Raw genomic sequence first — 21,713 nt, 5'->3', positions numbered from 1 at the left:
CAAAATCAAGATCGACTAACAGCAACAGAGGACGATCCGATTCACAAGAGGAAGTATGACGACTGGAACAGTATTTGCCGTCGGCGAATCAGTATCAATGCTGGTCAATAAAACAAAAAAGATAGGATTTATAGAGGAAATTTGTGGGGATTTCCTATTTGTCAGATGGGTTATATCAGGGACAAGAAAAATACGTTCATGGGGCTGGATATCAAGTCGCTGGGCATTAAAGAGGCATCCTTTAATCGTCCAGACAGATGAATTATCGATAAAATGGAGGCTTTAACATGACAATTACAACTGTCGATCGACCAGCACGCATCACCGAAATGGGGAGAGCAGAGGCAGATTCAATCACGCAGGATATCAAGGGTAACTTTGACAGCCTGGGTTCAATGCTCATAGAAGCAAGAGATCGAAAAGCCTACAAAGCCCTCGGGTACAGAACCTTTGAAAGCTACTGCAAAACTGAATTTGGCAAGTCAAGTTCCAGTGCTTACAGATTGATTGAGGACGCGAAAGTAGTAGCACGATTAGAGGCTGAAATTGCCAAACAATACGACGAACCGATCACCTTAAATATCCCCAGCGCTTGCCTTCGCCCCCTAAAAGAAATTCCAGATATCGGCAATAAACTTAAAGCGATCGAATATGCAAAAAATTTAGCGGCAGCGGAAGGTAAAAAGGCTACTAAAAAACATTTAGAAATAGCAGTATTTGAGATATCCGGTAAGCGCAGTCAGGATTACAAAGCCGCAATTCAAAGCTTAGGCTTTACGAAGGGCGTGCCAGTCGAGATAGTCGAGACAAAAGACGTAAAAAGCGACAGAGGATTAGTCAAAAAAGTAGACAAATTAGGCAAGATTCACGTCGCACTTTACAGCGGAGGAGTCTACCCAAAACCACTTGGCGCCAGTGACCTGAGAATACTAACGAAAGCGGAAAAGCCTACCACTCCACTGAACGAAATCACTGCCAGCAAGGGCGATAGAGTGTTGATTTTTGCCAAGGGGCTAGAAGGCAAAAAAGGAATTATTCACAAATGGAAAGATGAATGCCAAGCACTTGTCACAGTGGACGGGGAAGATGAGCTATTTACTATCGCCTATGCAGAGATGGAGTTGATTCGACGCGAACAAGAAGAGGCTAACTGGGAATCGGAATTGGTGTGGGAAGCCGGGAAAAACAGATATTATTATTTCCCGCAAGAAGACACAATATACAGCGATACATGGCCACAGGGCTTAGCTCTAAAACCTCACTCCCACGAACAAAGCCCAACTGAATTCATGAGGGAATGGGAAGATAAATTCGCGGGCGATTTACTCGAAAGCCTTACAAATCCGGCACGATTGAAGACACTAGCACTCGCGCAGGCGATCGAGCTCCCAGAGGATGAAGGTAAGGAATTCGCTGCTGATTTGATAGCCAGTCTGAATCAATTATTTCCCCAAGCGTCCAAGCCCAAGGCCATGGGAATAAGCTTTGCCTTGACAATAAACGAGTTGACTTCCGGCAAAAAAACGCAAACTCGGCGTGCGTGGCAAGATGATTACGCCAAAAACTTCATTAGATATTTCGACAAAAATATTGCCATCCCAGCACTAAATAAGGGCCGCCACCGTGGGGGGTACGAACTGGGATTTATTAAGCTTACTCAGCGCCCATACCAACAGTATCTGTCAGAAATGTCACCCATCGACCTGCAAGAAGAAGGTGGCATGGTTGCGACAGCACAAGAATTTATTGACACATATTTCGAGGGGCAGGACAAGTTAGTCTGGGTGCTGCACTTCGAGTTTCTGTCCACACCTGCCGGCGGTAACACATCTTTATTAACAGAGGAAAACCAGCGGCTGCGGGAACAATTGGCAGAGGCAGAATTAACAATTCAGACAATGAGAAATGTGGAAGCTGCATTTCTCGCGGACACCGCAGCGCACACCAAATTCTTAGTAGAAAATGCAGCTTCCACAGATTCAGTCGCGGACACCGCAGCGCACACCGAATTCTTAGTAGAAAATGCAGCTTCCACAGATTCAGTCTCGGACACCGCAACGCACACCGAATTCTTAGTAGAAAATACGACCGACAACTTAGCGCCAGGGGACACAGCAGACGCCGATTGGAAATCAATATTAACCTCAAACAACTTCACCCCCAATTATCACTACACTGACAACTGCACAGAAGAGTATCGAGGCTGGAAAATCTACCTCGATCCAAATGGAGGATTTAGTTATGTGGATTTAAATCATCCCGAAAAAGGTGCTTTCTGTTGCGACACACACTCCTTGAACATCGAGTCAGAAAACGAAGACGAAATCATCAAGTGGGCGAAGGAAGTTATCAATCAAGTCGAAACATTTTGTCCCGGTCAACTTTCACTAGATTTGAATCTAGAAGTCGAATCATTCCCACAGGCACTTTTGATTGCTATTTCGGCTGAGGAGGAGAAGATTTACAACATTATCGACAGAAAGGAATACCAACATCACAGCGCAAAGCTCACGAAAAGAGAGATAGCCGCTATTACGAAGAACAATTTACAAAGGTTGAGAAACTCGCTTCAAGAATTGATAGATTTTCGAGATTTGAGAATAGGACAACTTGTAACAAAGCGATTTCACCCAGAGTCAAAAGGAACAATTACAGGATTCGAGTTATCGGCAGGCGGGATGCCCTTAGTTTGGGTGAATTGGTTCCGGGATGAAGGGGAAGAGAAACGATCAACCGAACATTATCCACTAAAAAGCCTCATAGTGGAATCATAGTCAATGCTCCAAGTTTTACCAACACTACTATCACTCCCCGAACATTGGCCACTCGTACCAGTTCAAGGCAAACGCCCCTATCAAAAAGGGTGGACTTCCAGTCAACTTAACCGCCTAGAAATCCTCACCGAACTGCAAGCTGGCAAAGCTACAGGTGTCGGATTAAAACTAGGGCATGGACTCCTGGCAATCGATATCGACGGCGAATCAGCAGATAAATTACTAAAAAAACTAGCCGGAGAAAACAGCCTCGCAGATTTCTCTCGGACGACGGCATGGACAAGTGGCCGCCCTGGTAGAAAACAGTGCTTATTTTTAGTACCCGAAGCTGACTGGGACCGCATCAAGTATCGAAAAATACTAACCGGAGTGTCGGGCGATGATGGTAAAGAGGAATGTTTGGAATTTCGCTGGGGTGGTGGACATCAAAGCGTTCTGCCACCAAGCATTCACCCATCAACAGGTAAACCCTATGAATGGATCAACAGCCCGCTGCAATCGCCCCCGGTGCAAGCCCCGGAATGGTTGATCGAACTTTGTGAAAACTGGCATAGCGAGTATGTCAGCGACAAGGAGCTAGATTTGGTGCGCTTCCCGGCACGATTATTCCCGCATTTTGGCCGCAAACTAAGCGTCTGGCTGCTCGCGCGTCGCTTCGATATTTCGCGTTGGAGCCACGGCGGAAAATCCAAAGGATCGGGAATCGGGAAATTTTCGCTGGCAGCGGCGAGTAAAATTTTGGATCGCAGCCAGGGACATATCAGGAAGTTACTGTGCGTCGCGAAAAGATCGGGATTGATTCGTGACTATTCGCAGTCGGGGAACTGGGTCACAGTTTATTATGCAAGCTTGGAAAAAGCGATCGCTCTCACCGGGATAGAGAAACTCGGCCCGATCGCCGCCATAAATATTGATGATTTGGCTAACATCCACATACTCGCTACAGAAGTGGAAGCCCAGAATTTGCAACGAGCATCTCTCCACCGTCAGTGGCAGGAAGAGATCGAGCAAATAAAAGCTCAGGGTTTAGATCCTGGGCAAATTCCGAGTCAAATCCTGAAACCGATCGACCTGCACACCTGCGATTATCCGGCGCGGGTACTGGGAAAGGGCGATCGGTTCATTTATTGCAATTCGGATTTTCGATTCTATGGTGGGAGTCAGGAGGCGATCGCTAATTTTCGAGGAATTAGTCAATCGACTGTTAGTCGCCACCTTTCAAATAGTTACCGATTGGTAGCAGCACCGGTGCGAGGATATCGCCAGGAATTACCACCAATCGTGAAAAAGCAACTGGTAGAGAAGCTGCCACATCTCAAAAAGATGCCGTCGGCGTTGTGCATGGAAGATGGCTTATTTTCCATGCATGGCGACTGGTGGAAACCTCATTGCAATGTTTATCTATTGGATCATCGCCTGGTATCGGCCAGACGGCGGCGAGCCCAAATTCAAGGGCAAATAGATAAGGGTGACTTATTGTTTGAAAAAATTTCGCAGGACTTTTTAGAGGATAAGTTTCCTTTATGTATTTGTCTAAGAGCTAAGAAACAGCAAAGTTTATCCGGGGAAGAGCAAAGTCGGCTGCGCGAAAAAACTCAACAAAAAAACCGGAACAAGGAAAAGCAAAAATGATCATGGCTCAACAGTAAGCAAAAAACGTCCCATTTTTGGGACACTTTCCCTTGTCCAATTAGCACCCCTCGATCGGCGGAACGAAGCATTTTACTGTCTCAGCAACCCCATTCGTGCCGAGCTGTGCGATCGCAGCGCGAACACAGCGCACCGATCGAACTGCCGGATTTAGTTTGACCGCGCCGCCTTTTGTTATCCGCAGCTTACCTTCGGAAACAGACAAACCATCTATCAAATCTAGAATCCTTTCCGCCTCTTCCTCTGTCTCGGCACGCACACCAGATTTGATTTTGGAAGAGCCCCAAAGTAGTCGGCCGTAGACATTCCCCTTTGTGTAAATCAAGTTGTCGAAATCGCGGCACCATTCCAAATCCTCGCGGGGATTCGGGATTTGAGTGTGCCACAAACTGCCGGTTTGCTTGGGATAATTTTGCCCCCAAGTGAGCACCAATTGCCTCGGTACGTCAAACTCTGCGAATTCATCCCCGGGCTGGACTGGGTAGCAAGTCGGAGGCTCGCAGGCTTTGGCGTAAGACAATTTTTGCAGCTCGGTAAACGCTGAAATTTGGCTCGACAAGCCGGCAATCCCATCGCCGTTATAAAGCAAAACCTGTGTACCGCCATTGCAATCCACAAAATCAATTTCGCCAGCAATGTCAATATCGTCGCCGCAAACCTCCGCCAGTATTTTTTTATTTAGCGCCGTCAACTCTTCAACTTGGTCGCTCAATCCAAGCAAGCCAGCGCCGGAATAATCATAATTAAAAACAGTGCTACCACAGGCGTAAGTTCCGCCACCAAAAATATCAGGAAACGACGCCGAATATTCTATATCGCAAATTTTCTTGAGTGCCATCTTATTGACACCTAGAATCACATCTAACTGTTTGTGCAGCCCTACCAAACCCGGGCCAGAATAACTGTAAGGAATCGTCACGCCGTCGCATTCGATGGAACCCGAGTTTTTGAATTCTGGGAACCTGTCATCATCTTCTTTTTTCTTCTTCTTCAACTTGTCGGCAATATCTTTGCAGCATTTTTCTAATTCTTTCTTAGTCTCCTCCGCCGTTTTCTGAAGCTTCTTCAACTTAGTTTCAATGTCCGGATTAGGTAAGTCTGTCGCCACAGTCAAAGTCTGCGGAACTTCCACTTGCATCGCTAAGCCTTGGGGAACTTCTACTTGCATCGCCAAGCCTTGGGGAACTTCTACTTGCATCGCCAAGCCTTGAGGAACCTCCATTTGCATCGCCAAGCCTTGAGGAACCTCCATTTGCATCGCCAGCCCCTGCGGAACTTCCATTTGCATCGCCAGCCCCTGCGGAACCTCCACTTGCATTGCTAAGCCCTGCGGAATTTCTACCTGCATTTTTAGGTTTAACCCCTTAATAGTGTCTGTCAGATTTTCAAAAAGCGATTCTAGAATCAGAAGACCTAAAAGCAGGGGAGCTATTGTCTCAATCATAGCATCAGCATTCAACTGAGGAATTTTGATTACTCCTTCTAACGTGGTAGTAATCAAGCCGACAATAGGATTAAGCAGTTCGGTGATTCCAGACAAAATAGTTTTAGGTAGTTCCTTTACCTGTTCTGATATTGGATTAATCATTTGCTGGATTTGTTCCAACAATGGGCTAAAATCTGGATTTTTTAATTCTTGGATATCTAAATCTAATCCCTTCAGAAAGTCAACAATTGGAGTCAATAAATTAATCCCACCTTTCTCGACCTGATCGAGAGATGTAGGTGTAGACAGTCCTTGCCTAGAAGAGTCGATCGCACCTAAGTTTATCCGGCCTCCTGCTTTGCCACCGGGAATACTCAGCGCTCCTGCGGGTGTTGTATCGAGGCCCTTGATGGGAGACATTTTCGGCGATCGCGACCCAATCGTAGGCTCATCAAACTCAGGGGCGATCGGCGCGAAAGGATCTGCCCTTCCAATAGTTTGAGGCTGGGGTTGAGTTCGATTCGCTTGTCTGGGGTCGCTGATCGGCGATCGCGTTTGAGGCTGAGTTTGAGTTCGATTTGCTTGCCTGGGGTCGCCGATCGGTGCGCGCGTGGCAACTTTAGGTTTCTGATCTCCCTTCAAAGCTTGGTCTACTTGAACCGCCGCGACGCCTTTTAAGGCAGCGATGCCGAGCACCTGTCCAATTTTTCCACTACCAAGTCCAGCGGACACTTTGGCCGTCATGCCTGTTACAGCCGCACTTTTCAAGCCAAGCGGTACAGCACCGGTGACAACAGATACTTTGGCAGCGGCCGCCCCCGTGGCGACAACTTTCGCTACAGGGACGATCGGTGCCGCCGTCAGCGGGAGCACCCCAAGGCCGACTTTCGCTCCCACACCGGCGGCAGTCGCCACCTTAGTTGCAGTAGCCGCCTTAGCAGCACCGACACCGAGCTTAATTGCTAGCGGAATGAAAGCGAGTGGTGCTGGCATTTATACTCCATTAATTCCATTCCAAAGGTTTTTCTCAACCCGTTTAACTTCGTCAATTACGGGCTGCAAATCGAGATCCATATCAATATCTTGAAGCATTTTATTAATATGTTGCAATTGCTCGACAGCTCGGCTATCAATGTGCCCTTTAATAGCGTCAAGCAGTCTTTGCTTTTCTGCCATGTGTTCGGCAATTATCGAAGCAATAGTGTTACAGTCGCATCCGCACATTTTTCTAGGAGGGGGGGAGGGGGTGAAGCAGTACCGCGGAGAATAAGAGAAGGAGGGGGGGTAGGAGCGGAAGGGGAAAAACAGCGAATTCTAGTATCAGGGTCGATCGTGAAATAATCGTCGGTAGAGCTTGCCCAATCTTGGTAGGCCCGCTGACATTCACCCAAGCTCGTGTAGCTATCGCCCTCATGGACTCGTTCTATGTAGCCAAACTCCCATCCCCATTCTATTTTGCCAGTGGGGAAATCAAACACAGTTCCATCAGGACGAAACCTAACTTCGTCGACGGGACGACCGTAGTAACACATAGGCTCTACCCTGCCTTGGACGCCGTCATAAGGATCGTTATAATGCCAGTTTACACAAAATCCGTTAGGGCAGGGATTTACCATAAAGCCATAACCGAATCAACGTCGGAGCCGTCGAAATATTTAGGTGGCAAAGTCGAAGGGGGAACGGAAGAGATCTGGGGAAAACACAGCAATCTAGTATTTGTATCTACAATGAAATAATCTTCAGGCATTCCAGTGCTGTTCCAGTAGAAAGATCCGTACCACGAATTTAAGGTGTCGTGTCTGACTCCATCATTCCAAGTGTCAGATACCCAGCCAGAAGAGTTCCAGCAAATACGCTGAGTAGACCATTGCCCCTCCCAGAGATTGTACAAAGTAACGCAAAAATCTCCACAAGATCTAAACTCCATTGCCCTATCAATTTGAGTTGCAGTTAGGCTTCCTAGTGGCAGGGAAGGAAAAGAAGTCAGACTAGAAGGAGAAGGAGAAGGAGAAGGAGAGGGATTAAGCAAAGGGGTGAGATCGGCAATATTTCCGCCCCATCCCTGACGAATCATTCCCTCGAAATCCTTACTAATATTATTGATTCTATTTATCAGGTCAAGGCCGACTTGACTAGACCGCTGCACACTCCCTTCGTTAGGGTCTATCAATACCTGAGTAATGCCCAGTTCCCTACCTGACTGGATATTGTTGAGTCTACTCATTAAATCAAGATCGACCTGTGTAGACCGCCGAATACTATCCCCCCCAGTTGGGGGCGCATAAACCCCAAGATTTCTATTTCCCTGCCTCCTCATACTCTCTCCGCTGAACTTACCCTCAACTGCGCCGTACCAGCCGAGCAAATAGCAGAAATTGCATTTGCAGCCTGACCAGAATCAACAATCAGTAAATTCTTAAAAAGTAAAGGATGCGAAGAATCAAGCAATGTCGCACCAGTTCCATATCTGATCCAAACCTCAGCCGAAGGGACTGTCAAAGACAAGCAATAAATCTTAATTATCCTTCTGTTAGGATTTGCAGTCAAAAGAGTTGTTGAGGATGTCGAAACAGTAACTGTCGTAGGAAAATCATCCGTCAAGCGTTCTATTGGACGCTCGCCAACAGAAACAGACGGGACACCAACACCTCGGTTAAGATTATTACAACAATTCATACAACATAGTTATAAACAATATTGTTGTGGTCTTGCAAAAAACTCGACTTCTCTACGACGTATCCGGTAATCGATACCCAGTCATTCTGCTGTCCGCCGGTATTATTTTGGAGCAATCCATGCCCTCGATCGACTACCATTGCATGGATTCTCCAACCGAACCTAATACCGTAGAATTCTAAATCAGTGAAAAATTCGTTAATCCCAGTAAGAAAAATTGGCTTCACATTGTAGAGGTCAATCATTCCCACTTCAAAGTTTTGACCGCTTGGATTTTGTAAGGAAACAAGCAGCCCTTTTTTGGGATTTGCACGAAACATCTGATTCTTTTGCTCTTTCTGTGCCAGCGTATCGGTAGCAAGGATCATCGGCGCAAAAGTTGGAGGTACTGAATCGAGATAGCAGGCTACTCGAATCACCGCCATATGCCCTTGGTAATTGATGTTTGTTCCGAGTACAGATGCGTTGCTTGGGGTATATAAAATCGCTTCCTGATTGCTAGTTGCCGGAGTGATTCTGGCTGCAATTTGAGAAAGGCGATCGGGCATATCGATCGCCATTTAATTCCTCCTAGCTCCGCTAGTAAATACCGGCCCAGTCCCGCCAGTAAGTGCCCGTTCAGGAGCCTTGGAAACAAGTGCCGAAGTCATCCCACCGCCACTGCCACTATTAAACTTTGCCTGAGGCGTCCCGCCACCAAAAGATGCGGAAACTTGTCCTGCAAGTTGCTGGCCACTTTTCAGGGCTTGTCCTGCAAGTTGTTGACCGGACTGAATTGCCTGGCTTCCAATTTTCGTCGCACCTCCAGCTAACTGAGCGGCGCCGCCACCTAGCAAGTTACTGACAGCTTTCCCGGGGTCTTTGCCAAATTGAGAACCTAGATTCTGAACAGCTTGTCCATACTGATCTACTCCTTTTTCAAGCTGTCCCACGAGCTTTTCTTCTAGAGGGCGAACTGCGGACTCAATAGCCGATCGAGTAAATTCCTGTAATCGAGCAACCTGCAATTTTTTAGCCTCAGCAAGAGAAGAACCTGGAGTCCACATCTCATGAGTTCCCGGAGCTTGTTCATCGGGGACATAATTCGGAGGATATGGTTTTCCTGTTTTTGGATCTGTAATAATCGGAGGTCCTGCGGTAACTGTGCCGATAACCTGATATGACTGCAATTGAGGTCCACCAATTGCCGTGTAGCCACCGCTAGCAGAGTCAAATTGACCGTAAACTGGTTGAGAGCCTGCTGCCATAATTTTCACCTGTCATTCACTTAAACTAAATAGAGTTCGGATTCGGCATTGCCACGCCTCGCGGCACTAAAATCCGAACTTGAAAAACGTACTGCTCGAAAGGCTTCGCGACGCCATCTGAGACAACTTCCACCAGCGAAACCTCTGGTCCAAATATTGACAGTTGAGAATCCTGGCTAGTATCTTGCTCTTCCCATGAGCGCAACAAGATGGCTGTAACCAAACTCTCGCCGGTGTTAATCAAGAGAGGTGCTAGGGCGGTAAAAGCTGGCGGAGTCCGCAAGCTTCGCAAGTCAGCCTTGGTGAAGGTTACAGTCGTCGCTGTTTGAGTCGCCGTAGCGCCGAAGAATGAAGTAAGAGGTTTATCGATCGCCATACTAAATTAAATTGGGATTAGGGAATGTGGAAACAGTATCATCCTGGAATACCTCAATCTCACTAACATACCTTCGCTGCCATTTGTTGAATCGAAATTCTAGGGTTTGTTCAAATGGCTTAATAACAAATTGAGAATCCGTACTTTGGTCTTGATTTCGCAGCCACCGCAGAATCAACGTGAGAGCTAATTGTTCACTGCGGTTGCTTACAGTAGGAGTAAAATCATAGCTAGGGGTCAGCCCGACTGGTGCAACTAAATCATTTTTTAGGATAATGACTTGGGTGGCGGTTTGGGTTGCGCCGGCGCCGAAAAAGTTTGTGAATAAAGGTTCAGAAGGCATGATTATTCATACCAAATAATAACTCTTACTGGTATCTTCAGGATCGACGCAGAATCAGTCGTTGTGCGAACAAGAAGAAAAGTATTCGATACTGACAGGAAGTAACTATGCCCTGGCAAACCAATGCCTCCAGGAAAAACACGGAGAGGCCCCGTAGTAGCGACTGCACTTACAGCCCTGATTCTCGAATAATCGAAGCCAGCGCCAAAAATCGGACTGAGATCGACACCCGTCTGACCCGACGCCGTAGCAGGAATAGTTGTATTTACAACTTTAAATTGAAGACCTGCTACACCACTATTTAAGTTAGTAATTGTCCCCATTAAACAGTGGCCTCGCTCATCATCACACTTGCCGTCCCAGACGCCGTAACCAAGCTCACAGCCCCCGTATAGCGAAAAGCACTTGGCTCACTATCATAGTGATACCCGGCAGGCACTGGCTGTTCGTGAAGGAGGGGAGTTACGGTCGATCCTTCGCGCATGAAGACCGTGGCGGGGCCTGCGTTATAAAAGGAGAAATTAGCTCTGCTAGCGTTAGCGGCAAGCGCAACCGATGCCGTTGTAGTCACACTGACAGTAACGGGGGTTTTTGCATTTCGAGACAGCGGTGGCTGTTGTTGAGACTGTGTGGGGTTAAGGTTGTAAAGTGCTCCCATTATTTCTTATTCCTCCGGTAGTTGGTCAACGATAAAAAGCTTTTTTTTGAAACTTACGGCGCACAACTCTTTTTTCTTGAGCAATCGCAAAACCTGAGGCTTGCTCAAAAAATACTTGGCGCAATAATTCCGAAGCGAAATACAAGAGGGCGGATTTGCTTGCGCCCCGGCACCCGCATAAAAAGTGCTGGGATAAGTTCGAGCGCGCCTTTTGTTTTCTTTTTGCATCTATACACGATAAAAAAAATACCTGCCGATCAACCGACAGGTAACATAAATTGATATTTATAAAAATATTTATGTATTTAAATATTTATTTAAAGCGTCTGCCACGACTTCCCACATCTTCTTTTTTTCGTTCAGAGCTCGCTGTTTGAGCTTGAGCAGAAGGTCGCTCGTTATCTTTACCGTCATCAAGGTTGACTGCATAAGGGCTGCCTACAATAAATAAATATTTAAATAATTATGGCATGTTGTCCTATTACATATCAACGTCTGAAGCTAGCATCGCGAACTGGTCGTCGAGTGTTTTTACCTTTAAACCCGACGAGTCGTTTTTGCTTCAGAAAACGGACATAAACGGCGCTTTTCGCTAGGCTTAAAGAGTCAACAGATCACTTCGACTTTCGATTTATGCAAATTGCACCGAACGAGATTTTCGCTGGATATACATTCGACACGGCCGCTGGCGAAATCCGTATTCCTCTCACATCTCTCCCCGGCCTCTCAGAGGCTGAGGCAAATGCCACTACAGGTAACGGGATGGAGGTGATTCGGCAAATTGTCGATCGCACTCACTCAGCATTAACGGCTCTAGCACCAACAGCGCGGCCTACCAAAGCGACGGTTACAAAGCCTAATCCGTCGATCGCTTCCGGGCTTAATGTAGCCCCTGGCACGTTAAGGCAGTCGTACAATCTGGCCTTCGATCTGATGCCAGTTGCACTTGAATTAGCAAGTGAGGTCTAACGATGGCAAGGCCTGAAGGCATTACCTTCCGGGGAAACAATTATCTTCCTGACTGGGGTACGGCGACTCAAACTTTTAATTACAAATACACGTTCAAGATACCGGACGGCACCACTGATGCAATGATTAATGCGATCATTGCCGCCGTCGGCGGAACCGTGATCAATACCAGGGGGGTGCCCTGCGAAGACGAAGAGGGATACTCGTGGAGCCCGAGAAAACTTAAGTTTTGGTTTGAAGCGGGGAAAACAGTGAGTATCCCTGTTCCCAGCAAAACTAACTTAGTAGCAGCGTCGGCTACTATTGCAGGCCAATTAAATCAAATTGCTCGGGTTATTTGCGTATCACTTGAAGGCGAGACTTGGCGGAATATCATCGATTTAATAGATCCCACATCAAGCTTGTTGCCTCCTGTGCCACTACCCATAACGGACACCGCAGCAGGCGAGAAGGAAACGTCGTATGTGGGTAGTATGAACTACGAAACAGACGGCTCGTTTGAAATGGCTTCAAAAGCCTTCAAGATGGCTACCAACTTGGCAGGAAATATCCCTTATGCCCAGTACGCAACAGCAATCAACAACTGCTTAATTGCAGGTGGTCCAATCAACACGTCAGACGCCAGATGCCCTGGATTCAGGCAAGTGACTTTTGATCACAGGCGATTCAGGGTAGTGATGCTACAGAACCGCAGAGTTATCGAGAAAGCTGATGGGGCTACCCCAGGTGCGGATTCAGAGGTCAAGTCCGCAAAATCTGAAATGCTCGTTCCCATGAGCAGTCGCGATCCTGAATTGATTAGGGCTTGTGGATTAGCGCTGCGAGCCGTGCCACACACAATGTGCCTGGGATACAGAGGGGAGTGGGACAAGCGATTTTCCTCTAAAAATCCCGCTGCTCTCCCTGCTGCTACTCCGTAATGCTGTACCGGGCAAATTACGTCACGGACACGGGCAAAACTTATTTTTTCGCATCGTTATCGGTACTCGCGAAAGAGGCTTTTTTGCCCGAAATATTCAAAAGCAACTCTTCACAAAGCGCAGGATTTTGCGCTTTGCCACGAACAGTTCGACCAAGGGAAGCGCTACTCTGGGATGCTTCGGGGGAGGGACACAAAATCCAATATCCATTTCAACCCGGAACCCCGGAATGGCTTGATTTCTGGAATGAGATAAACCAAAATCCAGAAATTGTCACCAATAAAAATATTGGAGAACGCATTCAATTAAACTTGAGGGACTTATGAGATTTATCATACTCAAAACCGAATGCAATTCGGATGGTATCATTTCCTTTTTTGGGGCGAATCAATCCGTCCGGCGCGCGTCGGGCAATTCTATTAACTGGATAGATTTGCGTGAAGCTAAAACTAACACTATTGAGCCGGATTTGTGCGATTTGCTGTCGTTTGACGATGCCGAATCCGCCGTCGATTTCTTGGATGATACTGAGATGTCCGGCGTGGAAAACGTCTGTATCGTAGGTGTTGAGACTGAGTGAGTAGCGCCAGCAAGATTAAGACGCGCAGAACGGTCAGGGGTAGAGATTTAAAGATTAGATACACTCAGGACAACTTAGAGGACGCTTTAATTAACCAAAGGCAATACTACGATGAGAATGGCGACGAATTAACTCCCGTAACACCGTCACTCTTAGCCCGTCAAGTGGCAACCAACAACCCAACGATTGACCGTCTTAGCAATGCGGAACCGCGTCATATCTCCGCGTGTTTCGGCTCACCTGACAACAAGACTGGCGAGAGTAACTTTAAGATTGTCGTCCCTTACGCGCCAGGGGACAACAATCAAATCGAACAAATAAAAGAGGTGTACGATTATACTTCTACTAGCACATTCTTATCACCAAAATCCCCTTTGAGCTTGACCTATCACGGCGAAAACTATGGCTAAATGCCTGCACTTACTGTTATTATAGACACGCAAATCATCACCGCTACTCCGGTTTACACGGACTGGTTTCCGCCGAACACATTGTTCTTGGTGTTCCAGTCCGATGACACGGGTGAATATGTGGAAACAGGGGAATTCGTCGAGGTAGCGGTAGCTTTATTTTCTCGAATACAAGAAGCACCATTGATTGAAAGACTGTGTGCTTTTCAGGGCTCTATAAACACAATCGACTTCATTCGGATTCCAAGTTTTCGATATCGGAACGACCTGTTTTCGATGCGCCTATTGATAAACCCTTCGACAGGATTCCACTGTCGAATCATCGCTGTAAGTGACGATAGCAGCCCAGGCTTTGATGATATTATTGGGCAGTTAGAAGACATCACCGAACAACTTGAAAACCTAGTGGACAATCCACAACAAATACCTTAAAATAAACGAAGCTAGTCAACGTCAAAGATACGTTTGATAGCCAGTCAAGCAAACAATCAAACCCAGTTAAACCAATGGAACCAAGATTCGCACGGGTAATTTTAGCCGCAATTTCTGCCAACTTCAATTACACGAAACAAGTGGACGAAAGAACCGGGGGTTCTGGGCCAAACGAAGCCTCGCTTAACGAAGCCATCATGGCTTTAGAAAACCTAGTCAATCAGGTCGGCGAGCAGATTGACGCTCCAGTACAAACAGGACAGACCGAACAACCAGTCGCGTAGCACTTCCCAATTCAAGAATGGCGAAATCCGTATTTCGCCATCATTGAATCAATATGGTCAGCAAGAAAAATGAAACCAATTGTAGTTGCAGAAACAGAGAAAGGGCGGGTAAAACTAACATACCCACACCTCCCAGACTTCGAGCTAAAGATGGACTTCAATCCAATAATTGACAAGTTCCACCTCGCAGGCAGTTTTTGCTTGGTGCACTGGCAAGCCAAGCCGTTTGGATTAAGAAGATGGGGGGTATATGACGGCGGGAAAGACAAATACTACCCATTTACATGGAATGGAGCTCTTTGCTCAACACCTCCGAGATTTCTTCAGATAGATGAAGAACTGGTGAAGTCAGTACCTACAGCGGCCCTATATTTCTTCAACACAACAGTGGTTGCAAAAGAATATCTAACCCTTCAAAATGCAGAAGCTCGTTGACCTAATCAAGGCAGATATTGCTACCACCGTAATTGCTTCCCTTGGGCTAATCGTCGCTTTTCTTGGGTTGTCGATAAGTTTCTGGCAAGCCAGAAAACAGCAAAGAAAAGAACACTTAGAAGAAATTCGATTAAGGGAAATAGAGATAAAGGAAGCAGTCAAGCAACGGGAACACATGGCGCAGCAAATGAAATTGCAAGCTCAACAGGTGAAATTCCAAGGGGAACAAATAGCTCAAATTCTCGATTGGGTCTCCAAAATTACATTCCAGAACAGGAAAGACTAATGGACAAAATCTCACTACGTATTGCATTGTTTTGTATATGTCTTTGCGCTTTCGTTTCTTGCCTAGGACTGATAATTGTAATATTAGAGGCGCAGCCAATTCCACCAAGCTTAATTGAATTAATAATTACAATAATTGCCGTCATAGGAGCTTTCTTGGCTCCGTCACCCCTGCAAAAATAACGGAGTTATATGAAGCGCCATTCACTCGCCTTTACGATGCCTTTAGCGGCATCTAACGACTTAATCTATGGAAGCCTGAAATTAACTTATCCCGACAAGGAATATATTGAATATTCAGCCACCTCAGGATGCACTCAGTGGCAACAACCAGGCGATGAATGGGCGAGAGGAAAAGGCCCGATTCCTAGTGGTTTCGAGTACCAAATCCCAACGGTGCCTTATTGGCTCCCCACACGAGGAATTGAAGGATTTTTCTTTCACATAACACCTGACCCGGTATCAGAGTCCGGTCATGTCAGAAGCGAGCTAGGCATCCACTTTGATGCTAACGTGCCGGGAAGTGCAGGGTGCATCGTACTGAAAAATTTCCCGGGATGGCAGAGATTTTGCGATCGCATGGGGGCGATCGCAAAATCCGGCATCAAGTCAATTCCACTCTCGGTTAACTATAACTAAGGCAATTGTGGCTGATTTATAACGTGGCCGTAGTGCTGAAGGATCATTTTACCGTCGCGATGCCCAGCAATTTGAGCAACTTGTGGCACCGACAAGCCACTTTCAAGGGCTTGACTCAGAAGAGTGTGTCGCGTAGCGTAGGGCTTTCTGTAAGGAATATCCAAAAACAATAATGTGGGCATCCAACATTGAGAACGAAAATTGCCATGATCTATAATTTGCCCCTTGGGGCTTTTAAAAATTAGACCACAAGCATTCTCGGTAATTATTGAGCTAAAAAGAACAAAGACACGATCGGACATCTTCAAAGTGCGGACAGATTCTTTGGTCTTGGGAGATTTACAAATTTTCTGGTATTTCCCCCGCTGCCGAGACACCGACTGCCTGATAAAAATCAGGCGCTTTTCTAAATCAACACTGTCCCAAGTTAACCCGACAGCTTCCCCAGTCCTCACTCCCGAAAAAAGTAAAAATCGCACAAACGGTGCGTAAGTGATATAGACCCGATCGACGTAATTTAATATTTTTTCGATTTCAGCGTCTGACAATGGCGCTTTTTTCTTGTCCGATTGCTGTCGCTCATCTTCTGTTGCCGTGCGAGAGCGAACCCTTTTCAAAGGATTATCCGCTGGCTTAATCAAGCCCTCTTCTACGGCCCACAACAAGCACGATCGCAACATAGACAATCTGCGATTAAACGTGCTCGCAGCCAACTCACTAATTTGCAGCCATTCAGTATTATCAAGCGAAGGATTTCCCGATTTTACAAGCATGGCTCGGACACAAGCATAATGATCTGCTGCGGTTGAAATTGGCAAGTCAAGAGAAACAACCCAAGCATCCCAAAGTTCAAGCCAGCAAATCTTGGGATTAGCTTTTACCCGAAGCGGAGTTTGAGCGGCAGATAACTTGTGGCGATACCTTCCTAGGGATGGATCAAAATTTCCAGCAAGAATATCATTTTCGATTTTTGTGGCGATCGCTGCGACCAATTGCCGATCGCGCTTATTCTCCCATTTTCCACCGGGCAAAGGCGAGAACGAAAACCTAGCGCCCTCAACAGTAAATTGAAGCCGGATCGCTTTCCTATCTTTTGACGGATTAATATTCATTTTGAGCGGATTTTGAGCGCAAACTACGTTAGCGGTAGATCCGACAAATCTATCAAAACTTTAAAAGCTTTGCTACGAGAGAACGGGACAGACGGGGCTCGAACCCGCAACTTCCGCCGTGACAGGGCGGTGCTCTAACCAATTGAACTACTGTCCCTCGTTTTGCCTTTGTTTCAGGCACAATTTCTATTATGCAGATAACTGCACCGTTTGTCAAGAGGTTTTTTGAACTTTTATTTGGAAGCCCAAAATTTGAGTCTCTTGCAGGGGACTGAAGTTGTTGTCGCTTACCAAAATCAGGCCTCTGGTACCATCGGCTAAATCGGGGCCAAATGTCAAGCCCTCAATGTTGTCTAGGGGAATTTTCAGAGTTTCCAAATCCAGCAGCAGCCGTTTTTGGGCGGGGGAAACCTCGCTGATACGGGTTTTGAGGCTTGGGAGTGCTTCAATGCGATCGGCTTTTTCCAAAGAAATCTCAAAAATTCTGATCGTCGTGCCGGTTTCCAGGGAGAAAGCGCGCTCTAAACTGATCAAGCGCTTGTCGTCGATCGCCAATAAATCCACTAAACCGTTGCTAGTTAATTTTCCCACAGGATTGGCACCAGGGGGTAGCGGTTCCGTGATGTAGGCAAAGGAGGCATCTGGATTGCCACTCGCAGCATCGTACCGCAAAATCCGGCACGGGCTGCCTTTTTCCAGGGAAGTTACGGCGCCATCTTGAACTGTAGCGTTTTCGGTGGCGGTGAATAGGTATTTGCGATCGGCAGTTAAAGTCAAGCTTTCAAAGGCGAGATTGTTGCGGATGCCTTTGGTGCCTTTGGCATCGGGCAAAAATAGGTCAGGAATTAAAAGCGTTTTCAGCAGTTTACCATCCAGGGAGAATTCTTTGATGAAAGGAGCGATTTGGCGATCGACATCTCCCTCAGAAGAAACAAACACGCTTTTGCCAGTAAAAGTTATCCCTTCGGGATCTAAACTGAATTCGGGAAAACTTTTACCGTTTTCATCTAATAAAGTCGTCACACCAGTAAATTCAATATTGTCTTTCTCCAGCTTACCAGATGCCAAGTTAATTTTCAGAGAATAGAAGCGCGCCGGAGCCTTGCTGCTGCGGTCATCAGAAATAGCATAATAAACTTGTTTCTCCGCATCATAGGTAATTCCCGAAAGTCCGCCAATTTCTGTCCCCCCAAAGGGAGAACCTGTTGGAAATATTGCCCTACCGATAAAATCTATTTTGGTAACAGCGAAAGATTGGGCCGAAAGATTGACAAAAATAGCAACAGTTGCTGCCATCAAAAAACAGGCAATAAATATAAGTATTTTCCCTAAATTGTGCATCTTACTATCTTCTTATCTTTCTTGCTTCGCGGCCTTTGCGTCTTCGCGGTTCGTTCAATCAGAAAATTACTGTTTCTGACTCAACAAAAAATTAGTCAACCAATCTTTAACGATGTAAGTAGCGCGACAGTCGTCCTCATTGTAGCGGACGATCGCCTCCAAGAGATCGCGATCGCCCGTTTTGAGCCAATCATCGTACCAACAGACACACTGAGCACCGTTAGCCTTAGCATCGCGCCAGTCAAAACCCAACCAGCGCGCAATGGGTTTGAGTGCGTAACTTTCCACCGGCATAATCGCTTGCTGCGTCACTTGCTTGTGAATATCCACAAACCTTTTCAGCACAGGCTTCCACAAGTAAGCTGGAGTGTTGTAAAGTTTAGCCAGTCGCTTAAAAGTCTTGACTTCGTAGTCACAAAAGTGGAAAATCGGAGCAATGGGATAAGCCCACATTAGTTCTAAAAATTGCTCCCAGATTGCACCTTCCTCAGCCGGTGATTCTGCCAGGAAGCCGTGGAATTTTTCAGTGTTGTTGTACCTGTCAACAACTAATACTCCGTGGAGATAATCTAAATTTAACTCCGGTTCGGCTTCGATGTCAAAGTAGAGTTCGATTGGGGCGATCGGCAAAAAGACAGATTGTGAATAAGGAATTGGTTTTTTGCGGAGAATCGGCGCAGGTATAGAAGGTGCAGCAGATTTATTTTCTGTAATCTTTACGGACTCAATTTTAGCTATTACTAAACTATTCCCTGCAACTTCTGGTATTCTGATAAACTGATTAACCGCTGTCGTTGCCGAACCTCTATCTTTAACATCCGTTAAATCCGTTACATAATCCGCTGCCGAACTTCCTTCTTTGACATCCGTTAAATCCGTTACAAAATCCGTTGCCGAACTTCCTGCTTCTCGCACAAACGGTTGATTTAACAAAGTCGATCGCGCTTGTTGCACCACATCGACAGCCACTCCCGCCACAAACTCAGGATAACTCGCTAATAAATCGGAATTAGCATTAGCCAAAGATGCTAAATCAGTCAATCCTAGAACTTTTAATATAGCATATCGCTTAGCCGTAACTCCCGGCAATAGCGAAAGATGTTTAATCGATTCGGCTTCCTCGTGACAAGCCGTATACCAACCGCAAAGAGTACACTTTTGCCGAGAAATGAAAACCTCCGGTTTCTGCCGATTTTCTAACATCTCAATGCACTCATCCAAAATCTGGAACATTTGAGGCATTCGCTGGTAGAGATTCACCGCCCAAAGCCCTTTTGTCCGCAGCATCAGCCACGCAGTTTCGGGCATTGTTCCCTGCATGGAAGCTAAGACTTTCGCATGAAAAGCAGCAATAATTTGATAGTCTAGTTTTGGTTTTTTACTTAACCACATATCGGCTGTCGCATAACTCCAATTACCAAAATTGGAATCTCCAGGCTGTTTGATTAATAAGTGCGGGCGACTGACGAGAGTGATTTCGGAAGAGTGCAGGATTGAGGAGGAAAGATGCACTGAAGTTTCGGGAATCTCGCCAATGTCTGGCAAATATTGACCGTCAATCCCTGATATAGAAGCTGTTTCACCATTGGTTTTACCTAATTCATCTTGGCAAAGGACTCCTCGATAAATGCGATCGACTCCTTGCTGCATTAAACTCAAAGTAGCCGCCGCACCAGCCGCCCAATCCCCTCTAGGATAATATGGTTGTTCGTAGGTTTCGGATTCTAAAGTTTGCTGCTGGTATGTCGAGCTATCTCGCATCAATTTTAGCAAAAAGTCACTTGGTGGATCTTGTTGTTTCCAATCTCCCAATATATCTAAAAATGCTCGGAGATTACATCGTTGATAGGAAAGTAGTAGTTTGTCAGTTATTAACATTTAGTGTTTGCAGAAGGTTCGTCAACGGATTGTGTAACGGATGTCACGGATGTAAAAGATAGAAGGTTCGGCAATGGATTATATAACGGATGTAACAGATGTCATGGATATAAAAGATAGAAGTAAGAAGGCTTTTTGAGAGAGGTTTTTGACATTAATATTTATTCGATCTGTCATCCGTGCAGATAGTCCATATATAGTATTTTGTAGAGGCAATCCCCGTAGTTGCCTATTCCTAGGGTTATTGTGTAAGTTCTATCAATGTTAACGCTATCGATATTCCTCAGAAAAAATGACAAAGGACAAATACCGGCAACAATTTCCAGCTTTGGCCAATAAAGCTTATTTTAACTACGGCGGACAAGGGCCGTTGCCTGAACCAGCTTTAGAGGCGATTTATGCAGCCTACAAGCGGGTGCAGATTGGGGGGCCGTTTTCGGGGGAAATCGGTGCTTGGGTGGCTCAGGAGGCGATGCTGACGCGACGTGCGATCGCAAACGAGTTAGCTGTCCCTCCGGAAACGATCGCCCTGACTGAAGATGTCACCGTCGGCTGCAATATTGCTCTGTGGGGCATTGATTGGCGATCGGGCGATCATTTATTGCTCTCTGACTGCGAACATCCGGGCATTATAGCTAGTGTAATGGAATTGCAGCGCCGTTTCAACATTGAGGTTTCGGTTTGTCCGTTGGCGGCTACTTTGAATGAGGGCGATGCGGTGGCGGTAATTGCTGATTATTTGCAGTCGAATACTCGGTTGTTGGTAATCAGTCACATCTTGTGGAATACTGGCCAAGTTTTGCCTCTGGCTGAGATTGTGAAAGTGTGTCATGAAGGCTATGAACCCCCCCTAACCCCCCCTTGCCAAGGGGGGGGGAAAGAAGATTTGCCTGTGCAGAATCACAAAGTCAGAGTATTAGTTGATGCGGCTCAATCTGTGGGAGTTTTGCCTTTGAATTTGATTGAGTCGGGAGTTGATTTTTATGCTTTCACGGGTCATAAATGGTGGTGTGGCCCGGAAGGTTTGGGTGGACTTTATGTGAGTGCAGAAGCTTTGGCAGATTTGCAGCCGGTGTTTATCGGTTGGCGGGGAATTGTGACGGATGCTAATGCTAAACCGATTGGCTTTAAACCGGGAGCTCAACGTTACGAAATTGCGACTTCGGCTTATCCTTTGTACAGGGGGAACGCATCTTATTGAACACTCTTCGCTAGTGGTGAGTATATTTTGAGATAAATTCACCATTCTTAGAAGCTATAGATACGCTTTGTAATGAC

At 46.3% G+C, this 21,713-nt stretch carries 22 protein-coding genes, 1 tRNA gene and 1 pseudogene; 12 read left to right on the top strand and 12 right to left on the bottom strand.

The genetic code is table 11. The features are described 5' to 3' along the window. Positions 1-287 precede the first annotated feature (287 nt). On the top strand, positions 288-2,774 hold the full coding sequence (locus JGK36_RS15720) for a hypothetical protein (protein ID WP_293179444.1): 2,487 nt from the start codon (positions 288-290) through the stop codon (positions 2,772-2,774). Between the two features lie 3 nt (positions 2,775-2,777). Then, a complete protein-coding gene (locus JGK36_RS15715) occupies positions 2,778-4,406 on the top strand; it encodes a bifunctional DNA primase/polymerase (RefSeq protein WP_293179441.1) in 1,629 nt (542 codons plus the stop codon). A gap of 58 nt (positions 4,407-4,464) precedes the next feature. Here JGK36_RS15715 and JGK36_RS15710 read toward each other — a convergent pair whose 3' ends face one another. The 8 genes from JGK36_RS15710 to JGK36_RS15675 form a co-directional block, all read right to left on the bottom strand. Beyond that, positions 4,465-6,843 (bottom strand): hypothetical protein, encoded by a 2,379-nt coding sequence (locus JGK36_RS15710; protein ID WP_293179438.1) that lies wholly within the window; start codon positions 6,841-6,843, stop codon positions 4,465-4,467. Beyond that, positions 6,844-7,026: a hypothetical protein gene (locus tag JGK36_RS15705; RefSeq protein ID WP_293179435.1), complete on the bottom strand. Its 183-nt coding sequence runs from the start codon at positions 7,024-7,026 to the stop codon at positions 6,844-6,846. Positions 7,027-7,037: 11 nt separating this feature from the next. Further along, on the bottom strand, positions 7,038-7,466 hold the full coding sequence (locus JGK36_RS15700) for a hypothetical protein (RefSeq protein WP_293179432.1): 429 nt from the start codon (positions 7,464-7,466) through the stop codon (positions 7,038-7,040). Next, positions 7,460-8,074 carry a hypothetical protein gene (locus tag JGK36_RS15695; RefSeq protein ID WP_293179429.1) on the bottom strand — a complete coding sequence of 205 codons (615 nt, stop codon included), beginning with the start codon at positions 8,072-8,074 and terminating at the stop codon, positions 7,460-7,462. The genes JGK36_RS15700 and JGK36_RS15695 overlap by 7 nt, the downstream gene beginning before the upstream one ends. Before the next feature lie 448 nt (positions 8,075-8,522). Next, complete coding sequence (locus JGK36_RS15690) at positions 8,523-9,086, bottom strand: hypothetical protein (RefSeq protein WP_293179426.1); 564 nt, start codon at positions 9,084-9,086, stop codon at positions 8,523-8,525. Next, a complete protein-coding gene (locus tag JGK36_RS15685) occupies positions 9,087-9,773 on the bottom strand; it encodes a hypothetical protein (protein ID WP_293179423.1) in 687 nt (228 codons plus the stop codon). It abuts the gene before it with no gap. Between the two features lie 25 nt (positions 9,774-9,798). Continuing rightward, positions 9,799-10,149: a hypothetical protein gene (locus JGK36_RS15680; protein WP_293179420.1), complete on the bottom strand. Its 351-nt coding sequence runs from the start codon at positions 10,147-10,149 to the stop codon at positions 9,799-9,801. 1 nt (position 10,150) lies between these two features. Then, positions 10,151-10,492, bottom strand: coding sequence for a hypothetical protein (locus JGK36_RS15675; protein ID WP_293179417.1), 342 nt, complete (start codon positions 10,490-10,492; stop codon positions 10,151-10,153). A 1,291-nt stretch (positions 10,493-11,783) separates the two neighbouring features. Between JGK36_RS15675 and JGK36_RS15670 the strand changes: the two genes are divergently transcribed. The 9 genes from JGK36_RS15670 (at position 11,784) to JGK36_RS15630 (ending at position 16,104) form a co-directional block, all read left to right on the top strand. Then, a complete protein-coding gene (locus JGK36_RS15670) occupies positions 11,784-12,119 on the top strand; it encodes a hypothetical protein (protein ID WP_293197305.1) in 336 nt (111 codons plus the stop codon). Positions 12,120-12,121: 2 nt separating this feature from the next. Next, positions 12,122-13,039, top strand: a complete 918-nt coding sequence (locus tag JGK36_RS15665; protein ID WP_293197303.1) for a hypothetical protein — start codon at positions 12,122-12,124, stop codon at positions 13,037-13,039. 322 nt (positions 13,040-13,361) lie between these two features. Next, entirely contained in the window at positions 13,362-13,619 is a 258-nt protein-coding gene (locus JGK36_RS15660) for a hypothetical protein (protein WP_293179407.1), read from the top strand. After that, positions 13,616-14,029 (top strand): hypothetical protein, encoded by a 414-nt coding sequence (locus tag JGK36_RS15655; RefSeq protein ID WP_293179404.1) that lies wholly within the window; start codon positions 13,616-13,618, stop codon positions 14,027-14,029. Before JGK36_RS15660 ends, JGK36_RS15655 begins: the two co-directional genes overlap by 4 nt. Beyond that, positions 14,030-14,461, top strand: a complete 432-nt coding sequence (locus JGK36_RS15650; protein WP_293179401.1) for a hypothetical protein — start codon at positions 14,030-14,032, stop codon at positions 14,459-14,461. Between the two features lie 74 nt (positions 14,462-14,535). After that, positions 14,536-14,745, top strand: a complete 210-nt coding sequence (locus tag JGK36_RS15645) for a hypothetical protein (protein ID WP_293179398.1) — start codon at positions 14,536-14,538, stop codon at positions 14,743-14,745. A gap of 69 nt (positions 14,746-14,814) precedes the next feature. Continuing rightward, a complete protein-coding gene (locus JGK36_RS15640; protein WP_293179395.1) occupies positions 14,815-15,180 on the top strand; it encodes a hypothetical protein in 366 nt (121 codons plus the stop codon). After that, a complete protein-coding gene (locus JGK36_RS15635) occupies positions 15,164-15,466 on the top strand; it encodes a hypothetical protein (protein WP_293179392.1) in 303 nt (100 codons plus the stop codon). The genes JGK36_RS15640 and JGK36_RS15635 overlap by 17 nt, the downstream gene beginning before the upstream one ends. A gap of 191 nt (positions 15,467-15,657) precedes the next feature. Continuing rightward, the gene (locus tag JGK36_RS15630) at positions 15,658-16,104 is read left to right on the top strand and encodes a L,D-transpeptidase (protein ID WP_293197301.1); all 447 of its coding nucleotides are present in this window, start codon (positions 15,658-15,660) and stop codon (positions 16,102-16,104) included. Here the strand turns inward: JGK36_RS15630 and JGK36_RS15625 are convergent. From JGK36_RS15625 to JGK36_RS15610, 4 genes are all read right to left on the bottom strand, one after another. Continuing rightward, positions 16,101-17,216, bottom strand: coding sequence for a site-specific integrase (locus tag JGK36_RS15625; protein ID WP_293197299.1), 1,116 nt, complete (start codon positions 17,214-17,216; stop codon positions 16,101-16,103). The two genes, JGK36_RS15630 and JGK36_RS15625, sit on opposite strands and share 4 nt — an antisense overlap. 83 nt (positions 17,217-17,299) lie before the next feature. Beyond that, positions 17,300-17,373: transfer RNA gene (locus tag JGK36_RS15620), tRNA-Asp, on the bottom strand. 56 nt (positions 17,374-17,429) lie between these two features. Continuing rightward, positions 17,430-18,557: an esterase-like activity of phytase family protein gene (locus JGK36_RS15615; RefSeq protein ID WP_293197297.1), complete on the bottom strand. Its 1,128-nt coding sequence runs from the start codon at positions 18,555-18,557 to the stop codon at positions 17,430-17,432. 66 nt (positions 18,558-18,623) lie between these two features. Continuing rightward, a complete protein-coding gene (locus JGK36_RS15610; RefSeq protein ID WP_293197295.1) occupies positions 18,624-20,435 on the bottom strand; it encodes a TM0106 family RecB-like putative nuclease in 1,812 nt (603 codons plus the stop codon). A 292-nt stretch (positions 20,436-20,727) separates the two neighbouring features. Here JGK36_RS15610 and JGK36_RS15605 point away from each other — a divergent pair. Beyond that, a pseudogene (locus JGK36_RS15605) lies at positions 20,728-21,615 on the top strand (aminotransferase class V-fold PLP-dependent enzyme); the annotation flags it as partial. Positions 21,616-21,713 lie beyond the last annotated feature (98 nt).

Origin of the sequence: Microcoleus sp. PH2017_35_SFW_U_B, from assembly GCF_020737865.1 — a bacterium.
In the GTDB taxonomy this organism is placed as follows: domain Bacteria; phylum Cyanobacteriota; class Cyanobacteriia; order Cyanobacteriales; family Microcoleaceae; genus Microcoleus.
This window is presented reverse-complemented; position numbering and strand designations above follow the sequence as displayed.

Coding starts and splice junctions, on each gene's coding strand:
- JGK36_RS15720 (WP_293179444.1), top strand. CDS start 288: ATGACAATTACAACTGTCGATCGACCAGCACGCATCACCGAAATGGGG.
- JGK36_RS15715 (WP_293179441.1), top strand. CDS start 2,778: ATGCTCCAAGTTTTACCAACACTACTATCACTCCCCGAACATTGGCCA.
- JGK36_RS15710 (WP_293179438.1), bottom strand. CDS start 6,843: ATGCCAGCACCACTCGCTTTCATTCCGCTAGCAATTAAGCTCGGTGTC.
- JGK36_RS15705 (WP_293179435.1), bottom strand. CDS start 7,026: ATGGCAGAAAAGCAAAGACTGCTTGACGCTATTAAAGGGCACATTGAT.
- JGK36_RS15700 (WP_293179432.1), bottom strand. CDS start 7,466: ATGGTAAATCCCTGCCCTAACGGATTTTGTGTAAACTGGCATTATAAC.
- JGK36_RS15695 (WP_293179429.1), bottom strand. CDS start 8,074: ATGAGTAGACTCAACAATATCCAGTCAGGTAGGGAACTGGGCATTACT.
- JGK36_RS15690 (WP_293179426.1), bottom strand. CDS start 9,086: ATGGCGATCGATATGCCCGATCGCCTTTCTCAAATTGCAGCCAGAATC.
- JGK36_RS15685 (WP_293179423.1), bottom strand. CDS start 9,773: ATGGCAGCAGGCTCTCAACCAGTTTACGGTCAATTTGACTCTGCTAGC.
- JGK36_RS15680 (WP_293179420.1), bottom strand. CDS start 10,149: ATGGCGATCGATAAACCTCTTACTTCATTCTTCGGCGCTACGGCGACT.
- JGK36_RS15675 (WP_293179417.1), bottom strand. CDS start 10,492: ATGCCTTCTGAACCTTTATTCACAAACTTTTTCGGCGCCGGCGCAACC.
- JGK36_RS15670 (WP_293197305.1), top strand. CDS start 11,784: ATGCAAATTGCACCGAACGAGATTTTCGCTGGATATACATTCGACACG.
- JGK36_RS15665 (WP_293197303.1), top strand. CDS start 12,122: ATGGCAAGGCCTGAAGGCATTACCTTCCGGGGAAACAATTATCTTCCT.
- JGK36_RS15660 (WP_293179407.1), top strand. CDS start 13,362: ATGAGATTTATCATACTCAAAACCGAATGCAATTCGGATGGTATCATT.
- JGK36_RS15650 (WP_293179401.1), top strand. CDS start 14,030: ATGCCTGCACTTACTGTTATTATAGACACGCAAATCATCACCGCTACT.
- JGK36_RS15645 (WP_293179398.1), top strand. CDS start 14,536: ATGGAACCAAGATTCGCACGGGTAATTTTAGCCGCAATTTCTGCCAAC.
- JGK36_RS15640 (WP_293179395.1), top strand. CDS start 14,815: ATGAAACCAATTGTAGTTGCAGAAACAGAGAAAGGGCGGGTAAAACTA.
- JGK36_RS15635 (WP_293179392.1), top strand. CDS start 15,164: ATGCAGAAGCTCGTTGACCTAATCAAGGCAGATATTGCTACCACCGTA.
- JGK36_RS15630 (WP_293197301.1), top strand. CDS start 15,658: ATGAAGCGCCATTCACTCGCCTTTACGATGCCTTTAGCGGCATCTAAC.
- JGK36_RS15625 (WP_293197299.1), bottom strand. CDS start 17,216: ATGAATATTAATCCGTCAAAAGATAGGAAAGCGATCCGGCTTCAATTT.
- JGK36_RS15615 (WP_293197297.1), bottom strand. CDS start 18,557: ATGCACAATTTAGGGAAAATACTTATATTTATTGCCTGTTTTTTGATG.
- JGK36_RS15610 (WP_293197295.1), bottom strand. CDS start 20,435: ATGTTAATAACTGACAAACTACTACTTTCCTATCAACGATGTAATCTC.